The following is a 16,775-nucleotide window of genomic DNA, read 5'->3' on the forward strand; positions in this document are numbered from 1 at the left end:
CCGGGCAGAAAGCAGCGCGCCAGCGCAAAATCCATATCCCTTGTGGAGCAAATGAATTCCGGGATCACGCCTGAATCGGCTTCGCCGACCGCGCGCGTCCCGGAATGACGGCGATGGATGTCGATCGGCCTCAGTTGGTGGTGCTCTTGGTTTCCTTGACGAATTCTTCGATCAGCGCCTTGCCGACCCGCGAGGCGACGTCGTTGTAGACCGGCTCCATCGCCTTGCGCATCGCGGCGTCCTGCTCCGGCGTCAGCTTCACCAGTTCGGTCCTGCCGGATTTCCGCATCTCTTCCAGCGCATCGTCGTTTTCCTTGGCCGACTGGCCGTTGCCATAGGCTGTGGCTTCCTTCATCGCCTTCTCGAGCTGGCCGCGGATGTCGGCCGGAAGGCCGTCCCAGAACTTCTTGTTCACCACCACGACGTAGCCGATGTAGCCATGATTGGTCAGCGTGGTGAACTTCTGCACCTCGTGCATCTTTTGGGTGTACATGTTCGAGGGCGTGTTCTCCTGGCCGTCGACCACGCCGGTCTGCAGCGCCTGGTAGACTTCGGAGAACGCCATCACCTGCGGGATCGCGCCGAGCGAACGGAATTGCGCCTCCAGCACCTTCGACGACTGGATCCGGAATTTCAGCCCCTTGTAGTCTTCCGGCGCCACCAGCTTCTTGTTGGCGCTCATCACCTTGAAGCCGTTGTCCCAATAGGCCAGCCCGGTCATGCCCTTGGGCTCGAGCAGCTTCAACAGCTTGGCGCCGAGCGGGCCGTCGGTCACCTTGCGCAGGGTGGCGAGGTCGGGAAGGATATAGGGCAGATCGAACACCTCGAATTCGCGCACGCCGCTGGGGCCGAACTTGGAGTTCGACGGCGCCAGCATCTGCACCGCGCCGAGCTGCAGCGCGTCGAGTTCTTCCTTGTCCTTGTAGAGCTGCGAATTCGGGTAGACCTCGACCTTGACCTTGCCGTCGGTGTACTTGTCCGCCAATTCCTTGAACTTTTCCGCGGCGAGGCCCTTCGGCGTGTTCGGCGCGACGACGTGGCTGAACTTGATGACGATCGGCGATTGCGCCGACGCGGGCCCAACCAGAGCCAGCACGGCAACCGACGCCGCGGCCAGAATCAACTTGCGCATGAAACCTCCTTGCAACTTTCTGAGCCACCGGTAACCGGCTCTATCTCCCTGACCCAACCCCTTACAGTCACCGACGGGCAAACGCCATTGCCCGTTAGCAGGGTCTTTGTGTTTTGCTGCAACGCAAAACGCAGCGCCATGGCGCTGCGTCTGCATTCTGCACGGCACTGCTTTGGATTGTAGCAATCAACTCGCAGCAGCAGCAACTGCCGGCATGTCGCGCTGCCGCTTCATCACGATCTTGTTCAAGGCGCCGAGATAGGCCTTCGCCGACGCCACCAGCGTATCGGGATCCGCCGCCCTCGCAGTCATCGAGCGGCCTTCATGGGCGAGCCGGACCGAAACCTCGGCCTGCGCGTCGGTGCCTTCGGTGACGGCATGGACCTGGTACAGTTCCAGCTTGGCCTCGTGCGGCACCAGCGCCTTGATGCAGTTGAACACCGCGTCGACCGGACCGTTGCCTTCGGCTTCCTCGATCCGGATCTGGCCGTCGACGTCGAGCTTCATGGTGGCGCGCTGCGGACCGTGGGTGCCGGCGATCACCGTCAGCGACTTCAGCTTGATCAGGTCGTGACCGTGCAGCAATTGCTCGTCGACCAGCGCCTCGATGTCCTCGTCGTAGACGTCCTTCTTGCGGTCGGCCAGCGTCTTGAAACGGACGAACACGTCCTCGATCTGGTTGCGCGACAGCTTGTAGCCCAGTTCCTCCAGCTTGTGGATCAGCCCGGCGCGGCCGGAATGCTTGCCCATCACCAGCGAGGTGCCCTTCACGCCGACGGTTTCCGGCAGCATGATCTCGTAGGTCTGCGCGTTTTTGATCATGCCGTCCTGGTGGATGCCGCTCTCGTGCGCGAAGGCGTTGCGGCCCACGATCGCCTTGTTGTACTGCACCGGGAACGAGGTCGCCGCCGACACCGTCTTGGAGGCGTGGGTCAGCATCGTGCTGTCGACGTTGTTCCAGTACGGCATCTTGTCCTGCCGCACCCGCATCGCCATCACCAGTTCTTCCAGCGCGGCATTGCCGGCACGTTCGCCGATGCCGTTGACGGTGCATTCGATCTGCCGCGCGCCGCCGCGCACCCCGGCCAGCGAATTCGCCACCGCCATGCCGAGGTCGTCATGGCAATGCACAGAGAAGATCGCCTTGTCGGAATTCGGCACCGTCTCGCGCACCCGCTTGAACAGGTCGCAATATTCCTCCGGCACCGCGTAGCCGACGGTGTCCGGCAGGTTGATGGTGGTGGCGCCGGCCTTGATCGCGGCCTCGATGCAGCGGCACAGGAAATCGAACTCGGTGCGGGTGGCGTCCTCGGCCGACCACTCGACGTCGTCGGTGTGGTTGCGCGCGCGGGTCACCGACGAGATCACCATCTCGTAGACCTGCGCCGCCTCCATCTGCAGCTTGTACTTCATGTGCACCGGCGAGGTGGACAGGAAGGTATGGATGCGGCCGCGCTCGGCCGGCTTGATCGCCTCGGCGCAGCGGTCGATGTCCTTGTGCGCCGCGCGCGACAGCCCGCAGATCACCGCGTTCTTCGAGCGCTTGGCGATCTCGTGGACGGCCTCGAAATCGCCGTCGGAGGCGAACGGATAGCCGGCCTCGATGACGTCGACACCCATCTGGTCCAGCATCGCGGCGACCTTGAGCTTTTCCTCGAAGGTCATGGTGGCGCCGGGGCACTGCTCGCCGTCGCGCAAGGTGGTGTCGAATATGACGACGCGGTCCTTGGCGGACTTCGGTTCGGTGGTCATGGAAGAATTCCTTTGGTCAGGGCGCCGTTCGGGCGCTTGAAGGGGTCTGGCTGTCTCGCGAACCCCTGAGCGCCCAGGCACAAGTGCCCAGTCGGCCCTCAGGGGCAGATAAGAAGCAGCAGCCCGCCAAGAGGAAGGTTGGACTTAACGGTGGACTCGGGCGCAGCCGGAATCGCTTCGGGAGCGGTGCGAACCGCCATCCCGTGAACTCCAACCCTGTCGCCGCGAATCAGCATTGCCACACCTTCAGGCCCGCATCGTCGGCCACAACCATTTAAGGTTCGTTGACGACGGCGTACCGCAGCCTTTCTAGACGAGAATAGCGCATCCCCGCAACGCCAAAAGATGGGCAGTGAGGCTGACCTAACGGTCCCATTTCCGGCGAGTCCAGCGCGTCGGCATCGGGGTTTCAACGGGTTGGCAAATCCCCTATTGGTCGCGCCAGTGTATTGTCGAAGCAGCGGAGCATCAGTTGAACACGATCGATTTGCCGTCTCTGGCGGAAGCCACCCCGACAATCCGCCACGACTGGTCGAGCAGCGAAGCCGCCGCAATCTATCATGCGCCGTTCATGGACCTGATCTATCGGGCGCAGACCATTCACCGGCAAAGCTTCGATCCCAACCAGGTGCAATGCAATCAGTTGCTGAATATCAAGACCGGCGGCTGCGCCGAGGATTGCGGCTATTGCAGCCAGTCGTCGCATCACGACACCGCGCTGCCGGCGTCGAAACTGATGGACCCGGCCGAGGTGATTGAAGCCGCCAAGGCCGCGCGGGCCGGGGGCGCCACGCGCTATTGCATGGGCGCGGCGTGGCGCTCGCCGAAGGACCGCGACATGGCGCCGGTGATCGAGATGGTCAAGGGCGTGCGGGCGCTCGGCATGGAGACCTGCATGACGCTCGGCATGCTGAGCGACGACCAAGCCCGGCAACTCGCCGAGGCCGGCCTCGACTACTACAACCACAACATCGACACCTCCGAACAATTCTATCCGTCGGTGGTCAAGACCCGCAGCTTCGGCGACCGGCTGGACACCCTGCAGCGGGTCCAGGACGCCGGCATCAAGGTGTGCTGCGGCGGCATTCTGGGCCTCGGCGAAAAGCCGACCGATCGCGTCGAGATGCTGCGCACGCTGGCCAACCTGCCGAAGCATCCGGAGAGCGTGCCGATCAACATGCTGATCCCGATCGCGGGCACGCCGATTGCGCAGATCGCGACGCCGGTCGATCCGATCGCCTTCGTCCGCACCATTGCGCTGGCGCGAATCCTGATGCCGAAGTCCGACGTCCGCCTCGCCGCCGGCCGCACCGCGATGTCGGACGAGATGCAGGCGTTGTGCTTCCTCGCTGGCGCCAATTCTATCTTCATCGGGGATCAATTGTTGACCACGCCGAATCCCGGCGAAGACAAGGACCGCAACCTGTTCGACCGCCTCGGCATCACGCCGCGCGACGATCGCGGCGTGCAGCGGAGCTAGATCGCTGCCAGCGCGACCGCGTCAGGCGGCCCGCACCGCGCTCAGGAATTTGTGCACCTCGGTCTTCAGCCGGGAGCTGTCGCCGGCCAGCGACTGTGCCGCCGTCAGCACCAGGCCCGAGGCCTGGCCCGCTTCGCTGGCGCCGCGCTGCACGTCGGTGATGTGGGACGAGACCTGCTGGGTGCCCTGCGCCGCCAGCTGGACGTTGCGGGAGATCTCCTGAGTCGCGGCGCCCTGCTCTTCCACCGCCGAGGCGATGGTCGAGGAAATCTCCGACATCCGGCCGATGGTCTCGCCGATCTCCTTGATCGCCGAAACCGAATCTTGCGTCGCGGTCTGGATGCCGCCGATCTGCGCGCTGATTTCGCCGGTGGCCTTCGCGGTCTGTTCGGCGAGCGCCTTCACTTCCGACGCCACCACGGCGAAGCCGCGGCCGGCTTCGCCCGCCCGCGCCGCCTCGATGGTGGCGTTCAGCGCCAGCAAATTGGTCTGGCCGGCGATGGTGTTGATCAGTTCGACGACGTCGCCGATCCGCGCCGCCGCCTTCGCCAGCTCGCCGACCCGGTCGTTCGTGGTCTGCGCCTGCTCCACCGCCTCGCTGGCGATCCGCGCGGATTCCTGAACCTGGCGGCTAATCTCGTTGACCGACGACGACATCTCCTCGGTCGCCGACGCCACCGACTGCACGTTGGTGGACGCTTCTTCCGAAGCTGCGGACACCATGATGGTCAATTCCTCGGCCCGTACCGCAGTCGCCGATAGCGTACCCGCCGACGCCTCCAGTTCGGTCGAGGCCGCAGCGACCGTTTCAACGATCTCACCGATCGTCGATTCGAAGTCGCGGGTGATCCGGTCGACGCGTTGTCCGCGTTCGATCTTGGCCTCGGCCTCGACCGCGGCCGCCTCGTCGGCCGCCTTCTTGGCGATCAGCGCCTGCTTGAACAGCTGCAGCGCATCCGCCATCGCGCCGATCTCGGTGGTCTCGCCCTGATGCGACACGATCGCGGTCAGGTCGCCGGAGCCGAGCGATTGCATCGGCGCGACGATCGAAGCGATGCCGCGGGAGACGTCGCGGACCAGATAGACCGCGACGCCGACCCCGAACACCACGGCGACGCCGAGGATCGTCACGATCAGCAGGAACGCGGTATCGTAAGTCCGGGTCCCGGCCGCGCTCGCCACGTCAGCGCCGGCGCGGTTGAATTCGATCATCTTGTCCAGCAGATCGTCGGCCTTCATGCCCAAACTATTGACCGCCGTTTCGTTGAGCTGATTGGCGTCGTGGGGGATCTTGCCGATGCTGTTGCGCGACAAGTCCAGAACTTGATCGCTGCCCTTGATGTAGTTGGCCCACTCCGCGCTCCACTGGTCGTACATCGACCGCTCTTTCGCCCCGCTGATCAGCGTTTCATAGGTCTTGCGGATGCTGACGATCTCGCCGACGGTCTGGTCCAGTCGCTTCTGCGCCTTGGCCTTTTCTTCCAGGGTTTCCCCCAGCATGTGTTTGCGGACCAGATTGCGGTAGGTGATCGTTCCCGACCGCAGATCGCCAAGGCTGCGCACGCTGGGCAGCCAGTTGGACTGGATGTCCACGGCGCCGGCGTTGATAGCCCTCATATTGACGATCGCCAGCAGACCCATGCCGGCCAATGCCAGCAACAGGAACGAGACCACAATGGTGATCTTGGTACGGATCGAGAGCGACGCGCGCATATTTGAATCCTGGGCTAGCGGCAGCGGTGTTGCGACCGGAACGACTTCGCATGATCGAAAATGATGAGGCCGGCAGAGATTGACTATCGGCCGCCACGGACAACGCAGGGTTAATATTGCGCCTGGTAGAATTACCGGGCGCCCGACCCGACCTTTTTCGAAGCGGCCGATTTCGCGGACTTGGCTGATTTAGCAGACTTGGCCGAGTTCGCCGACGGCTGGGCCAACGCCACCTTGCGCGGCTTCGCCGGCCGCTTGCCTTCCTGCTCCAACGCCTTGCGTACCGCTTTCAGTTCAGGTCTCGACGCCGGGTCGGTGATCGGAAACCGCAGGTTCAATCCTTCGAGCGCGCTGACGATGGTGGAGCCGATCACCACCCGGGCGAACCATTTGTGGTCTGCCGGCACCACGTGCCACGGCGCGCTCCAGCTCGAGGTGTGCGCGATCATGTCCTGATACGCCGCCTGGTAGCGATCCCACAACCCACGTTCAGTGACATCGGCCATCGAGAACTTCCAGTTCTTGGCCGGCTCGTCCAGCCGTTCGAGGAAACGCTCGCGCTGCTTCTCCTTGGAGACGTTGAGGAAAAATTTCAGCACCACGGTGCCGTTGCGCGCCAGATACTGCTCGAATGACGCGATGTCGGAAAAGCGCTGGCGCCAGATCTTCTTGGTCACCAGCGACGGCGGGATCTTCTGCCTGGCAAGAATCTCCGGATGCACCCGCACCACCAGCACTTCCTCGTAGTAGGAGCGGTTGAAGATCCCGATCCGGCCGCGTTCCGGCAGGCATTGGGCGGCGCGCCACATGTAGTCGTGATCGAGTTCGTGCGCGGTCGGGGTCTTGAACGTATAGACCTCGCAGCCCTGCGGGTTGACGCCGTCGAACACGCTCTTGATCGCGGTGTCCTTGCCGGCGGCGTCCATGCCCTGGAAGATCAGGAGCAGCGACCAGCGGTCCTGAGCGTACAGCATCTCCTGGAAGTCGTTCAGCCGCTTGCGGTTGGCCTCGATGATCTTCTCCGCCTTGTCCTTGTCGAGCCCGCCCTTCTCGTCCGGCTTGTGCGATTTGAGACGAAACCGCTGCGATCCGTCGACCCGGAACGGCGCCACATAGGGCTTCAGTTTCGCAGCGAGCGATCGCGAGGATTTGTTCTTGGTGCTCATGGTGGACGGCGCTCCGGGTCAATCGAGGCAACGCTACCGCGTGGGCGCGTCGTCCGCTAGTTAGGTGTCAGCCGCCGTTCGCCATCGTGGCGTCGATGAAGGCGGTGACGAAGCGCGGCATCGTCGGCGCAAAATCGGCGCGGTCGCGTACCAGATGTATCGCGGCCAGTTCCGGCGAATTCTGCCGCGACAGATTGGCCTCGATCCGGTCGCGCAGCGCCGCGCCCGGCAGGTCGACGTCGAGCACCCGCACCATCGCCACCAGCGCGCCGGTGACGACGCAGTCCCAGTGCCCGGCCGCGCGATAATCCGCCGGCGCGAACCCGGTTTCCTCCTCCACCTCGCGCGCCACGCTGGCGGCGATGTCGACCGCGGCGCCGCGCAGATCGTTGCGGTCGGGGGTGCCGCCCGGGAAATAGACCCGGCCGGCATTGGCGGTGTGGCTTCCCATTTCGCCGAGCGCGAAGGCGCCGTCGCTGCCGCGCAGCGCGCCCATGCCGAAGCCGTTGAACACGTCACGATCCGGAAAGCCCCAATCGCGCCACGCCAGGAAACTGGCGAAGTCGGTCTCGAAGTAATCGGCGCGAAGCCGATCCGCGCTGAACACCGTATTACGCCCGAGCAGCACGCGCCCGTTCCACAGCTTCGGCTTCTCGACCTGTCGGGCGGCGAAATGCGCGTCGATCTCGGCGCGCCGCGCGGTCGCGAACGGCCAGACCCAGTCGTCGCAGACCAGGTCGAGCTCGGTCACCCGATGAATCGCGACCGGCTCGGTCATCGTCATGGCTTGCCGGACTATTTCGCCTTCATCCCGATGGTGGCGGCGGCCTGCTCGACGAATTTGTTGGTGTAGGTCTTGGTGACGTCGATATTGGCCTTGGCGACGTCCGGCGAACTCTCGCTGAACACCGCCAGCACCGCCGCGGCGCCCTTCGGGTCCATCAGCCCGGTCTGCGAATACATCGGCAGGGTGTTCTTCAATGCGGCGAGATACAGCGCCTTGTCGGGGCCAACGATGTTGGGCGGCATCTTCGCCACGATCTCCTCCGGCGAATGGCCATGGATCCAGTTCAGCGTCGCCACCATGGCGTTGGTCAGCGCCTGCGCCTCCTTGGCGTGGCCGCCGATCCAGGCCGTGGTCGCGTACAGCGCGCCGCCCGGATAATCGCCGCCGAACACCGCCTGGGTGTCGTGCTGGGTGCGGGTATCGCTGAGAATCCGCAGATCCTTGTGGGCGCCCTGCAGCACCGTGACCGCCGGATCGAGCATCACTGCGGCGTCGATCTGGCCCTGCTGCATCGCCGCCACCGCGGTGGCGCCGAGGCCGACGCCGATCACCGCAACGCTCGATGGGTCGACGTCGTTCTTCTTCAACTGATATTTCAGGAAGAAGTCGGTCGAGGAGCCCGGCGCGCTGACGCCGACCTTCTTGCCGGCTAGATCCTTGATCGACTTGATCTCGGCGGTGTGGCCGGGCGACACCACCAGCACCAGACCGGGATAGCGGTCATAGACCACGAAGGACTGCATCTCCTGCTTCTTGGCGGCGAGATTGACGCAATGATCGAAATAGCCCGACACTACGTCGGCGCTGCCGCCGAGCACGGCCTTCAGCGCATCCGAGCCGCCCTTGAGATCGACCAGTTCGACGGCCAGGCCGGCGTTGTCGTATTCGCCGAGTTCCTTCGCCAGCACCGTCGGCAGATAGCACAGGCAGGCGCCGCCGCCGACCGCGATGGTGACCTTGCTCTGCGCGGTCGCCACGCCGCTCGTCAGCGTCAGCGCCAGCAACGGCGCGAGCAGTCTGGTCAGATCGATCCTCATGGCGTTCTCCCTGTGTCCCGGTCGCGCGGACGATAGTGCAAGTTCGGCCGAGACTCTAGCCGCCATGCTCTGCGAGTTTCGGTTTCCACACCAGCAGCCGGCGCTCCACCAGCGTGACCCCGAGATCAATCAGGATCACGAAGGCCGACAGCACGAACATCCCGGCGAAGACGCCGGCGACATCGAACACGCCCTCGGCCTGCTGGATCAGATAGCCGAGGCCGGCGGCGGAGCCGAGATATTCGCCGACCACCGCGCCGACCACGGCGAAGCCGACCGAGGTGTGCAGCGACGAGAACATCCACGACAGCGCCGAGGGCCAGAACACGTGGCGCACCAATTGCCGTTCGCTCATGCCGAGCATCCGCGCATTGTCGACCAGCGTCGCATTGGTCTCCTTGACGCCCTGATAGACGTTGAAGAACACCACGAAGAACACCAGCGTGACGCCGAGCGCGACCTTCGACCAGATCCCGAGCCCGAGCCACAGCGTGAAGATCGGCGCCAGCACCACGCGCGGCAGCGCGTTGACCATCTTGACGTAGGGGTCGAACACCTGCGCCACGCGCGGCTGCCGCGCGAACCAGAACCCGACCAGTACGCCGCCGACCGAGCCGATCGCGAACGCCAGAATCGATTCCCACAGCGTGATCAAGAGATGTTTCCAGATCACGCCGGAGACGAACCAGGCGACGATTTGCTTGGCCACATCGACCGGATTGGAGAAAAAGAACGGCGGCAGCAGCATCTTGCCGAACACCGGCACCGAGGCGAAGAACTGCCACAGCCCCAGCACCACCACGGCGACTAGCACCTGCAGCGCGAGCAACGTCACGCGGGACATCGCGAGGCTCCTCTGCCCGCTGAAGGTCGCATAGCGCAGGCTCGCCGCAGCGCGCCCTTCTCCCCTCCCCCTTGCGGGGAGGGGTCGGGGGTGGGGGTAGCCGCGGGGGCGGTGCTCGCGGCACCCCCACCCCGGCCTCCGCTTCCGTCGATGCTGCGCATCGCCGTCGCTCGGCCGACCCTCCCCGCAAGGGGGAGGGGTATCTCTGCGCCAGTGGCCACCGCTGCAAACATGGAGCCCATCATCCCACCGCCTCGCCGGCCTGGGCGTAGCCCTTCATCACTTCGTCGCGCAGCACTGCCCAGATCTCGCGATGCAGGGCGTGGAATTCGTGGGTCAGCCGGATCTCGAAATTGTCCCGCGGGCGCGGCAGCGCGACCGTCCAGTCGCCGATGATCCGCGACGACGGCCCCGCCGACATGATCACCACGCGATCGGCCAGCGCGATCGCCTCCTCCAGATCGTGGGTGACGAACAGCACCGCCTTGCGGTCGGCGGTCCACAATTGCAGCAGCAGATTGCCGATGATCTGTCTGGTCTGGGCGTCGAGCGGCCCGAACGGCTCGTCCATCAAGAGAATCTTCGGATCGCGGATCAGCACCTGCGCCAGGCCAACGCGCTTGCGCTGGCCGCCCGACAGCATGTGCGGATAGCGGTTGGCGAAGCCGCCGAGCCCGACCGACTCCAGCCAGCCCTGCGCGCGCTGTAGCGCGTGCGTCCGCGGCGCGCCGGCGATTTCCAGCCCGATCGCCACATTATCGATCGCGGTCTTCCAGGGAAACAGCGCGTCGGCCTGAAACAGATAGCCGGCCTCGCGATTGAGTCCCGTGAGCGGCGCGTCGAAGATCCGCACCGTGCCCGAGGCCGGCGTCAGCAATCCGGCGGCGACATTGAGCAGCGTCGATTTTCCGCAACCGGTGGGTCCGACGATGGCGACGAATTCGCCGTCAGCGACAGCGAGCCGCGCCTGCTCGACCGCGGTGTAGAGCCGCGCATCGGCGAGGCGAAACGCCACCGTCGCGTCGTGCAACGCGACCGCCGTCGATGCCTCGCCTGTCCGCACGCGTATCCCCCGCTGGTCTGTGGTGCGCAGAATCCACGGCTGGCCGCAACATGCAAGCGCCGCGTCGCTTTGTCGATGCGGCAGGGTGTGATAATTGCGGATCGCATGAGCGACGCCCCGCTAATGATCGCCTATGCCGATCTCGACAAAAGTTTCGACGGCGGCCGCGTTAAGGCCGTCGATGCGGTGTCGCTCGGCGTTGCCGCCGGCGAGTTCCTCGCCATCGTCGGCGGCTCCGGCAGCGGCAAGACCACTCTGTTGCGGCTCACCAACCGGCTGATCGACGCCGACCGCGGCCAAATTCGAATCGCCGGCGAAGACATTCGCACCGCCGACCCGATCGCGCTGCGGCGGCGGATCGGATATGTGTTCCAGAGCGCCGCGCTGTTTCCGCATCTCAGCGTCGCCGCCAATATCGGAATCACCCCGAAACTGCTGGGCTGGCCGGCGCGCGCCATCGCCGCGCGGGTCGACGAATTGCTCGATCTGGTGCGGCTCGACCGCGCCGCGCACCGCGACCGCTTTCCGCAGGAACTGAGCGGCGGCCAGCGCCAGCGCGTCGGCGTCGCCAGGGCGCTCGCCGCGAGGCCGCAGATCGTACTGATGGACGAGCCGTTCGGCGCGCTCGATCCGTTGACGCGCGACGCGCTGGGCGAGGATTTTCGCGCGCTGCACGAACGGCTCGGCCTCACCACCATCATGATCACCCATGACATCACCGAGGCGCTGCTGCTGGCCGACCGGGTCGCCGTGATGCGCGGCGGACAATTGCTGGCGCAGGGCACGCCCGCCGAGCTGTCGCACAGCGATGACGCTTATGTCGGCGAATTGCTGCGCACGCCGCGCCGCCAGGCCGCACGGCTGGCGGAGCTGTTGCCGCGGGACGACCGCGCATGAACCCGTTCTCCGATCCACGCTGGGGCGAGGCGCTGGCGCATCTGCCGGATTATCTCGGCAACCATGTCCGCGTCAGCATCGCGGCGCTGGCGCTCGGGCTCGCGGTCAGCCTGCCGCTGGCGATCATCGCGCGCAACCGGCCGGCGCTGCGCGCCACCCTGCTCGGCTTCGCCAGCATCGTGCAGACCGTGCCGGGGCTGGCGCTGCTCGCCTTGTTCTATCCGCTGCTGCTGGCGCTGGCGGCGCTGTCGCTGCAATGGTTCGGCGTCGGCTTCTCGGCGTTCGGATTCTTGCCGGCGGTGCTGGCGCTGGCGCTGTATTCGATGCTCCCGGTGCTGCGCAACACCATCACCGGCCTGAACGGCGTCGATCCCGCGCTGATTGAGGCCGCGCAGGGCGTCGGCATGACGCCGCGCCAAACGCTGACGATGGTCGAGCTACCGCTGGCGCTGCCGGTGATGATGGCCGGGATCCGCACCGCCGCAGTGTGGGTGATCGGCACCGCGACGCTGTCGACGCCGATCGGCCAGAGCAGCCTCGGCAACTATATCTTCGCCGGCCTGCAAACCCAGAACTGGGTGCTGGTGCTGTTCGGCTGCGCCGCAGCCGCCGTGCTGGCGCTCGCGGTCGATCAATTGCTGGCGCTGGTCGAAACCGGATTGCGGCTGCGCAGCCGCGCCCGCGCCGCGCTCGGTGGAATCGGCATCGTCGCCCTGGTGGCCGCGACGCTGGCGCCGTCATGGGGACAGACGAAGTCGAGCTATATGGTCGGCGCCAAGACCTTCGCCGAGCAATATGTGCTGTCGGCGCTGATCGCGCAGCGGCTGCGCGCAGCCGGCCTGTCGGCGACGACGCGCGAGGGACTCGGCTCCAACGTGATCTATGACGCGGTGGCGTCGGGCGATATCGACGTCTATGTCGATTACTCCGGCACGCTATGGGCCAATCAGTTTCATCACAGCGATATCAAGCCGCGCGCGGAATTGCTCGCCGATCTGAAGCTCGAACTGGCGAAAGCCAAGGTCACCCTGCTCGGCGAGCTCGGCTTCGAAAACGCCTATGCGCTGGTGATGCCGCGCGCCCGCGCCGAGGCGCTGAAGATCCGCTCGATCGCCGATCTGGCGGCGCATGCCGCGACGCTGTCGATCGCCGGCGACTATGAATTCTTCTCGCGACCCGAATGGGCCGGGCTGCAACGGGCCTACGGGCTGGCGTTTCACGCCCAGCGCACGATGCAGCCGGACTTCATGTATGCGGCGGCCGGCTCCGGCGAGGTCGACGTCATCGCCGGCTACACCTCGGACGGGCTGATCGCCAAATATGATCTGGTGGTGCTGGACGATCCCAGGCACGCCATCCCGCCCTATGACGCGATCGTGCTGCTGGCACCGCAACGCGCCGGCGACGCGGCGCTGCGCGCCGCGCTGCAGCCACTGCTCGGCCGCATCGACATCGCGACCATGCGGCAGGCCAATCTGCGCGCCGCCGGCGGCGACGGCGCGAGCTCGCAAGACGCGGTGGCGCGCTGGCTGTGGGACAGAATCGGCCAACGCTGACGCGATGCGTCACGGCTGCGGCGGCAACAGCCCGAGCCGCTTGGCGATGATCCGGTCGACCAGCCGCGCCGGCAGCCACATCATCAGCAGATGCCGCAGCGGCGACGGCGAGATCGCGTAGCGCACCTTGGGCTTGTCCGCGGTCAGCGCAAAGTGGATGCGCTCGGCGATTTGCTCCGGCGGCAGTCCGCTGGCGTCCATCTGCGGCAGGAATTGCAGGATCCGCTGCAGCGCCGGGTAGAACGGCGAATTCTTGTAGGCGGAAAAATCCTCCTGCTCGGCCTTGGCCCAGATCGGGGTCTTCACCGCGCCGGGACCAATAATGATGACGTCGATGCCGAACAGCATCAGCTCGCGGCGCAGGCCTTCGCTCAGCCCTTCCAGCGCATGCTTCGACGCCGAATAGGCCGCCATCAGCGGATTGCCGATCTTGCCGGCCACCGAGCTGATCATCACGATCCGGCCCGGCGGGCCGCTCAGCGCGCGGTCGGCGCCGAGCAGCGGCCCGAACGCTTGTGTCGCGACGATCGGCCCGATCACATTGACCTCGAACTGGCGGCGGAACTGATCGGCCGATAATTCCAGCACCGGACCGGCCACCGAAATCCCGGCATTGTTGACCAGGCCGGCCAGCGTCTCGCCGTGCAATGCCGCGCGCACCTCGCGCGCCGCCACCAGCACCGCGGCCTCGTCGGTGACGTCGAAAACGAGTGGCGTGAAATGCGCGCCGAACTCGGCCTTGAGCCGCTCGGCATCGGCGGCCTTGCGCACGCTGCCGAACACCGCGAAGCCGCGCTCAAGCAGCAGTTTTGCGGCGGCGTGGCCGATCCCGGTGGAGACGCCGGTAATGACGATGGATCGCATGGGAAAACTCCTGCCCTGCCGATTGCCGGCCCAAGCTAGCCTGCGCCGGCCGCCGCGGTCGAGAGCCACCGGCCAAGAAGCGGAGGCGCCGCGCCGTCGTCAGCCATCCGCGCCATCGAGCCCGAAATGCCGCAGGATCGTCTGCGCCGCCGCCTCCGCCGGTAGCGCCGCCGTATCCAGCATCAGGCAGTCGTCGCGCGGCACCGGTGTCAGATTGTAGCCGGCGCAGAACGCATCGAGGCCCTGCATCGAGCTGATCTTGCGCCGCGCCACGCGGTCCGGATTGCCGACCCGCCGCGCGGTCTCGGCGGCATCGCAATGCAGAAACACCGGCAGCAAGGCGCCGCCCGGCTGCACCGTGGCCTCGAATTGCTCGAGCGCCACCCGGTCGTCGGGCTCGGCATAGCAGAACGTCGCGACCACCAGCGGCACGCTTTGCCGCACCGCCGCCGCCAGCGCGGCCAGCCGGACCTCGTGCACCAGCTCCCAAAATCCCGGCGCGCCGAACTCGAACAGGGTGCGGGCGAAATCGATCGCCGCATGATTGTCGAACAGCCGCCCGGGCACGCGCCCGAGCAGCGCGCGGGCCACCGTCAACTTGCCGCTTGCCGGCTTGCCATGCAGGAAAATCAGCTTCATCCCGAATGCTACCCGGCGCGGCGCGCCGGCAGCAAGACCGCGCGGCGACAAACCCGACCGCGTCGCCGCGAGTGACCCGATTTACAATCGCGCCGGGCGATGCGATCACCTTGCCCAAGGCCCCGCGAGACAACAAGAACAGGGCTTCGGAGGAACGATGACCAGGCATTTTTCAAGGACCGCCATCATGTGCGCCATTGCGACCTCGACCTTTGCCGCGGCAGCGCTGGCCGAGGAAAACATCGCCGGCACCTACAGACTGATCAGCAGCCAGCGCAAAATCGTCGACACCGGCGAGGTGCTCGACACCTACGGCAAGAATCCCGTCGGCTTCATCATGTACGGCAACGACGGCCGGATGCTCGCGCTGATCACCTATGACAACAGAAAGGCGCCCGCCGATATCGCCAAGGTCACCGACGCGGACAAGGTCGGGCTCTACAATTCGATGATGTCGTATGGCGGCACGTACAAGTTCGACGGCAAGAAGGTCGAACACCACATCGACGTGTCGTACAATCAGATGTGGACCGGGACCACCACCGTTCGCGACATCGTCAAGGATGGCGACCGGCTGATCTACACCACGCGGCCGGCGCCGTTCTCCGGCGACGGCAAGGTCAGCATCACGACCTTGATTTGGGAAAAAGTGAAGTAGCGGCGCGCGGACAGCGCCGAAGCAGAACGGCGGCTGGATCGCTCCAGCCGCCGTTGACACTCAGTTCTTGCTCTTATCGACCAGCGCGCCCTTCTTGATCCAGGGCATCATGTCGCGGAGTTTCGCGCCGACTTCCTCGATCGGGTGGGCGGCGAGACGGGCGCGGGTGGCCTTGAACGAGGTCTGGTTGACCTTGTTTTCCAGCATCCAGTCGCGGGCGAACTTGCCGCTCTGGATGTTCTCCAGCACGCGCTTCATCTCGGCCTTGGTCTCGGCGGTGACGATCCGCGGGCCGGTGACGTATTCGCCGTATTCGGCGGTGTTGGAGATCGAGTAGTTCATGTTGGCGATGCCGCCTTCATAGATCAGGTCGACGATCAGCTTCACCTCGTGCAGACACTCGAAGTAGGCCATCTCCGGCGCGTAGCCGGCTTCGACCAGGGTCTCGAAGCCGCCCTTGATCAGTTCGACCAGGCCGCCGCACAGCACGACCTGCTCGCCGAACAGATCGGTCTCGCATTCTTCCTTGAACGAGGTCTCGATGATGCCGGCGCGGCCGCCGCCGATCGCCGAGGCGTAGCTGAGGCCGAGGTCGTGGGCGTTGCCGGAGGAATCCTTGCTGATCGCGATCAGGCAGGGCACGCCGCCGCCGCGCTGATATTCCGAGCGCACGGTGTGGCCGGGGCCCTTCGGCGCGATCATCAGCACGTCGAGATCGGCGCGCGGCTCCAGCAGGTTGAAATGCACGTTGAGGCCGTGGGCGAACAGCAGCGCCGCGCCGTTCTTCATGTTGTCGTGCAGGTGCTCGCGATAGATGTCGCCCTGCAATTCGTCCGGGGTCAGCATCATCATGACGTCGGCCCATTTGGCGGCTTCGGCGACTTCCATCACCTTGAAGCCGGCGTTCTCGGCCTTCTGCGCGGTGGCCGAGCCCTTGCGCAGCGCGATCGCGACGTCCTTGACGCCGGAATCCTTCAGGTTCAGCGCATGGGCGTGGCCCTGGCTGCCGTAGCCGATGATGCAGACCTTCTTGCCCTTGATGAGATTGATGTCCGCGTCGCGATCGTAATAAACCCGCATGGTGGTTCCTCTGTTTCGACGGCCCCCGGCCGCCAGTCCTGCGATTGATCAGGCCTAAGGCGCCGACCATTGAATTGCCGCCGGTTTTTAGGGCGGCGGGTGCCGCG

Annotated in this window: 15 protein-coding genes; 4 read left to right on the forward strand and 11 right to left on the reverse strand. The window is 65.5% G+C overall.

Features of this window, described 5'->3' with window-relative positions; genetic code table 11:
* Nucleotides 1-130 precede the first annotated feature (130 nt).
* Nucleotides 131-1,132 (reverse strand): TRAP transporter substrate-binding protein, encoded by a 1,002-nt coding sequence (locus HXX15_RS12410; RefSeq protein ID WP_296516361.1) that lies wholly within the window; start codon nt 1,130-1,132, stop codon nt 131-133.
* A 186-nt stretch (nt 1,133-1,318) separates the two neighbouring features.
* Nucleotides 1,319-2,884, reverse strand: a complete 1,566-nt coding sequence (locus HXX15_RS12415) for a 2-isopropylmalate synthase (RefSeq protein WP_296516362.1) — start codon at nt 2,882-2,884, stop codon at nt 1,319-1,321.
* A 472-nt stretch (nt 2,885-3,356) separates the two neighbouring features.
* Between HXX15_RS12415 and bioB the strand changes: the two genes are divergently transcribed.
* The gene (gene bioB, locus HXX15_RS12420) at nt 3,357-4,364 is read left to right on the forward strand and encodes a biotin synthase BioB (RefSeq protein WP_296516363.1); all 1,008 of its coding nucleotides are present in this window, start codon (nt 3,357-3,359) and stop codon (nt 4,362-4,364) included.
* A gap of 21 nt (nt 4,365-4,385) precedes the next feature.
* Here the strand turns inward: bioB and HXX15_RS12425 are convergent, their stop codons facing one another.
* The 6 genes from HXX15_RS12425 to HXX15_RS12450 all read right to left on the reverse strand — a co-directional run bounded on the left by HXX15_RS12425 (nt 4,386) and on the right by HXX15_RS12450 (nt 10,974).
* A complete protein-coding gene (locus tag HXX15_RS12425) occupies nt 4,386-6,077 on the reverse strand; it encodes a methyl-accepting chemotaxis protein (protein ID WP_296516364.1) in 1,692 nt (563 codons plus the stop codon).
* A 131-nt stretch (nt 6,078-6,208) separates the two neighbouring features.
* Complete coding sequence (locus tag HXX15_RS12430; protein ID WP_296516365.1) at nt 6,209-7,243, reverse strand: polyphosphate kinase 2 family protein; 1,035 nt, start codon at nt 7,241-7,243, stop codon at nt 6,209-6,211.
* Nucleotides 7,244-7,310: 67 nt separating this feature from the next.
* A complete protein-coding gene (locus HXX15_RS12435) occupies nt 7,311-8,021 on the reverse strand; it encodes an NUDIX hydrolase (protein WP_296516919.1) in 711 nt (236 codons plus the stop codon).
* Nucleotides 8,022-8,038: 17 nt separating this feature from the next.
* Nucleotides 8,039-9,067, reverse strand: a complete 1,029-nt coding sequence (locus tag HXX15_RS12440; RefSeq protein WP_296516366.1) for an ABC transporter substrate-binding protein — start codon at nt 9,065-9,067, stop codon at nt 8,039-8,041.
* Between the two features lie 55 nt (nt 9,068-9,122).
* Nucleotides 9,123-9,911 carry an ABC transporter permease gene (locus tag HXX15_RS12445; protein ID WP_296516367.1) on the reverse strand — a complete coding sequence of 263 codons (789 nt, stop codon included), beginning with the start codon at nt 9,909-9,911 and terminating at the stop codon, nt 9,123-9,125.
* Between the two features lie 241 nt (nt 9,912-10,152).
* Nucleotides 10,153-10,974 (reverse strand): ABC transporter ATP-binding protein, encoded by an 822-nt coding sequence (locus tag HXX15_RS12450; RefSeq protein ID WP_296516369.1) that lies wholly within the window; start codon nt 10,972-10,974, stop codon nt 10,153-10,155.
* Between the two features lie 105 nt (nt 10,975-11,079).
* Here HXX15_RS12450 and HXX15_RS12455 point away from each other — a divergent pair, with 105 nt between their 5' ends.
* A complete protein-coding gene (locus HXX15_RS12455) occupies nt 11,080-11,871 on the forward strand; it encodes an ABC transporter ATP-binding protein (RefSeq protein WP_296516370.1) in 792 nt (263 codons plus the stop codon).
* The gene (locus HXX15_RS12460; protein ID WP_296516371.1) at nt 11,868-13,427 is read left to right on the forward strand and encodes an ABC transporter permease/substrate-binding protein; all 1,560 of its coding nucleotides are present in this window, start codon (nt 11,868-11,870) and stop codon (nt 13,425-13,427) included. Before HXX15_RS12455 ends, HXX15_RS12460 begins: the two co-directional genes overlap by 4 nt.
* Nucleotides 13,428-13,436: 9 nt before the next feature.
* Here the strand turns inward: HXX15_RS12460 and HXX15_RS12465 are convergent, their stop codons facing one another.
* Together HXX15_RS12465 and HXX15_RS12470 are read right to left on the reverse strand one after the other, a co-directional pair.
* Complete coding sequence (locus tag HXX15_RS12465) at nt 13,437-14,291, reverse strand: SDR family oxidoreductase (protein WP_296516372.1); 855 nt, start codon at nt 14,289-14,291, stop codon at nt 13,437-13,439.
* A gap of 99 nt (nt 14,292-14,390) precedes the next feature.
* A complete protein-coding gene (locus tag HXX15_RS12470; protein WP_296516373.1) occupies nt 14,391-14,930 on the reverse strand; it encodes a hypothetical protein in 540 nt (179 codons plus the stop codon).
* Nucleotides 14,931-15,117: 187 nt separating this feature from the next.
* On the opposite strand from HXX15_RS12470, the gene HXX15_RS12475 reads away from it, so the two are divergent.
* Nucleotides 15,118-15,588 (forward strand): lipocalin-like domain-containing protein, encoded by a 471-nt coding sequence (locus tag HXX15_RS12475; RefSeq protein ID WP_296516374.1) that lies wholly within the window; start codon nt 15,118-15,120, stop codon nt 15,586-15,588.
* Between the two features lie 60 nt (nt 15,589-15,648).
* Here HXX15_RS12475 and ilvC read toward each other — a convergent pair whose 3' ends face one another.
* The gene (gene ilvC, locus HXX15_RS12480; RefSeq protein ID WP_296516375.1) at nt 15,649-16,668 is read right to left on the reverse strand and encodes a ketol-acid reductoisomerase; all 1,020 of its coding nucleotides are present in this window, start codon (nt 16,666-16,668) and stop codon (nt 15,649-15,651) included.
* Nucleotides 16,669-16,775: the final 107 nt, after the last annotated feature.

Origin of the sequence: Rhodopseudomonas sp., assembly GCF_013377015.1 — a bacterium.
In the GTDB taxonomy this organism is placed as follows: domain Bacteria; phylum Pseudomonadota; class Alphaproteobacteria; order Rhizobiales; family Xanthobacteraceae; genus JARJEH01.

Excerpts from the sequence above, each read along its gene's own strand:
- HXX15_RS12435 (WP_296516919.1), bottom strand. The coding sequence starts at position 8,021 with ATGACCGAGCCGGTCGCGATTCATCGGGTGACCGAGCTCGACCTGGTC.
- HXX15_RS12410 (WP_296516361.1), bottom strand. The coding sequence starts at position 1,132 with ATGCGCAAGTTGATTCTGGCCGCGGCGTCGGTTGCCGTGCTGGCTCTG.
- HXX15_RS12465 (WP_296516372.1), bottom strand. The coding sequence starts at position 14,291 with ATGCGATCCATCGTCATTACCGGCGTCTCCACCGGGATCGGCCACGCC.
- HXX15_RS12460 (WP_296516371.1), top strand. The coding sequence starts at position 11,868 with ATGAACCCGTTCTCCGATCCACGCTGGGGCGAGGCGCTGGCGCATCTG.
- HXX15_RS12415 (WP_296516362.1), bottom strand. The coding sequence starts at position 2,884 with ATGACCACCGAACCGAAGTCCGCCAAGGACCGCGTCGTCATATTCGAC.
- HXX15_RS12470 (WP_296516373.1), bottom strand. The coding sequence starts at position 14,930 with ATGAAGCTGATTTTCCTGCATGGCAAGCCGGCAAGCGGCAAGTTGACG.
- HXX15_RS12425 (WP_296516364.1), bottom strand. The coding sequence starts at position 6,077 with ATGCGCGCGTCGCTCTCGATCCGTACCAAGATCACCATTGTGGTCTCG.
- HXX15_RS12455 (WP_296516370.1), top strand. The coding sequence starts at position 11,080 with ATGAGCGACGCCCCGCTAATGATCGCCTATGCCGATCTCGACAAAAGT.
- HXX15_RS12445 (WP_296516367.1), bottom strand. The coding sequence starts at position 9,911 with ATGTCCCGCGTGACGTTGCTCGCGCTGCAGGTGCTAGTCGCCGTGGTG.
- HXX15_RS12440 (WP_296516366.1), bottom strand. The coding sequence starts at position 9,067 with ATGAGGATCGATCTGACCAGACTGCTCGCGCCGTTGCTGGCGCTGACG.
- HXX15_RS12475 (WP_296516374.1), top strand. The coding sequence starts at position 15,118 with ATGTGCGCCATTGCGACCTCGACCTTTGCCGCGGCAGCGCTGGCCGAG.
- ilvC (WP_296516375.1), bottom strand. The coding sequence starts at position 16,668 with ATGCGGGTTTATTACGATCGCGACGCGGACATCAATCTCATCAAGGGC.
- HXX15_RS12430 (WP_296516365.1), bottom strand. The coding sequence starts at position 7,243 with ATGAGCACCAAGAACAAATCCTCGCGATCGCTCGCTGCGAAACTGAAG.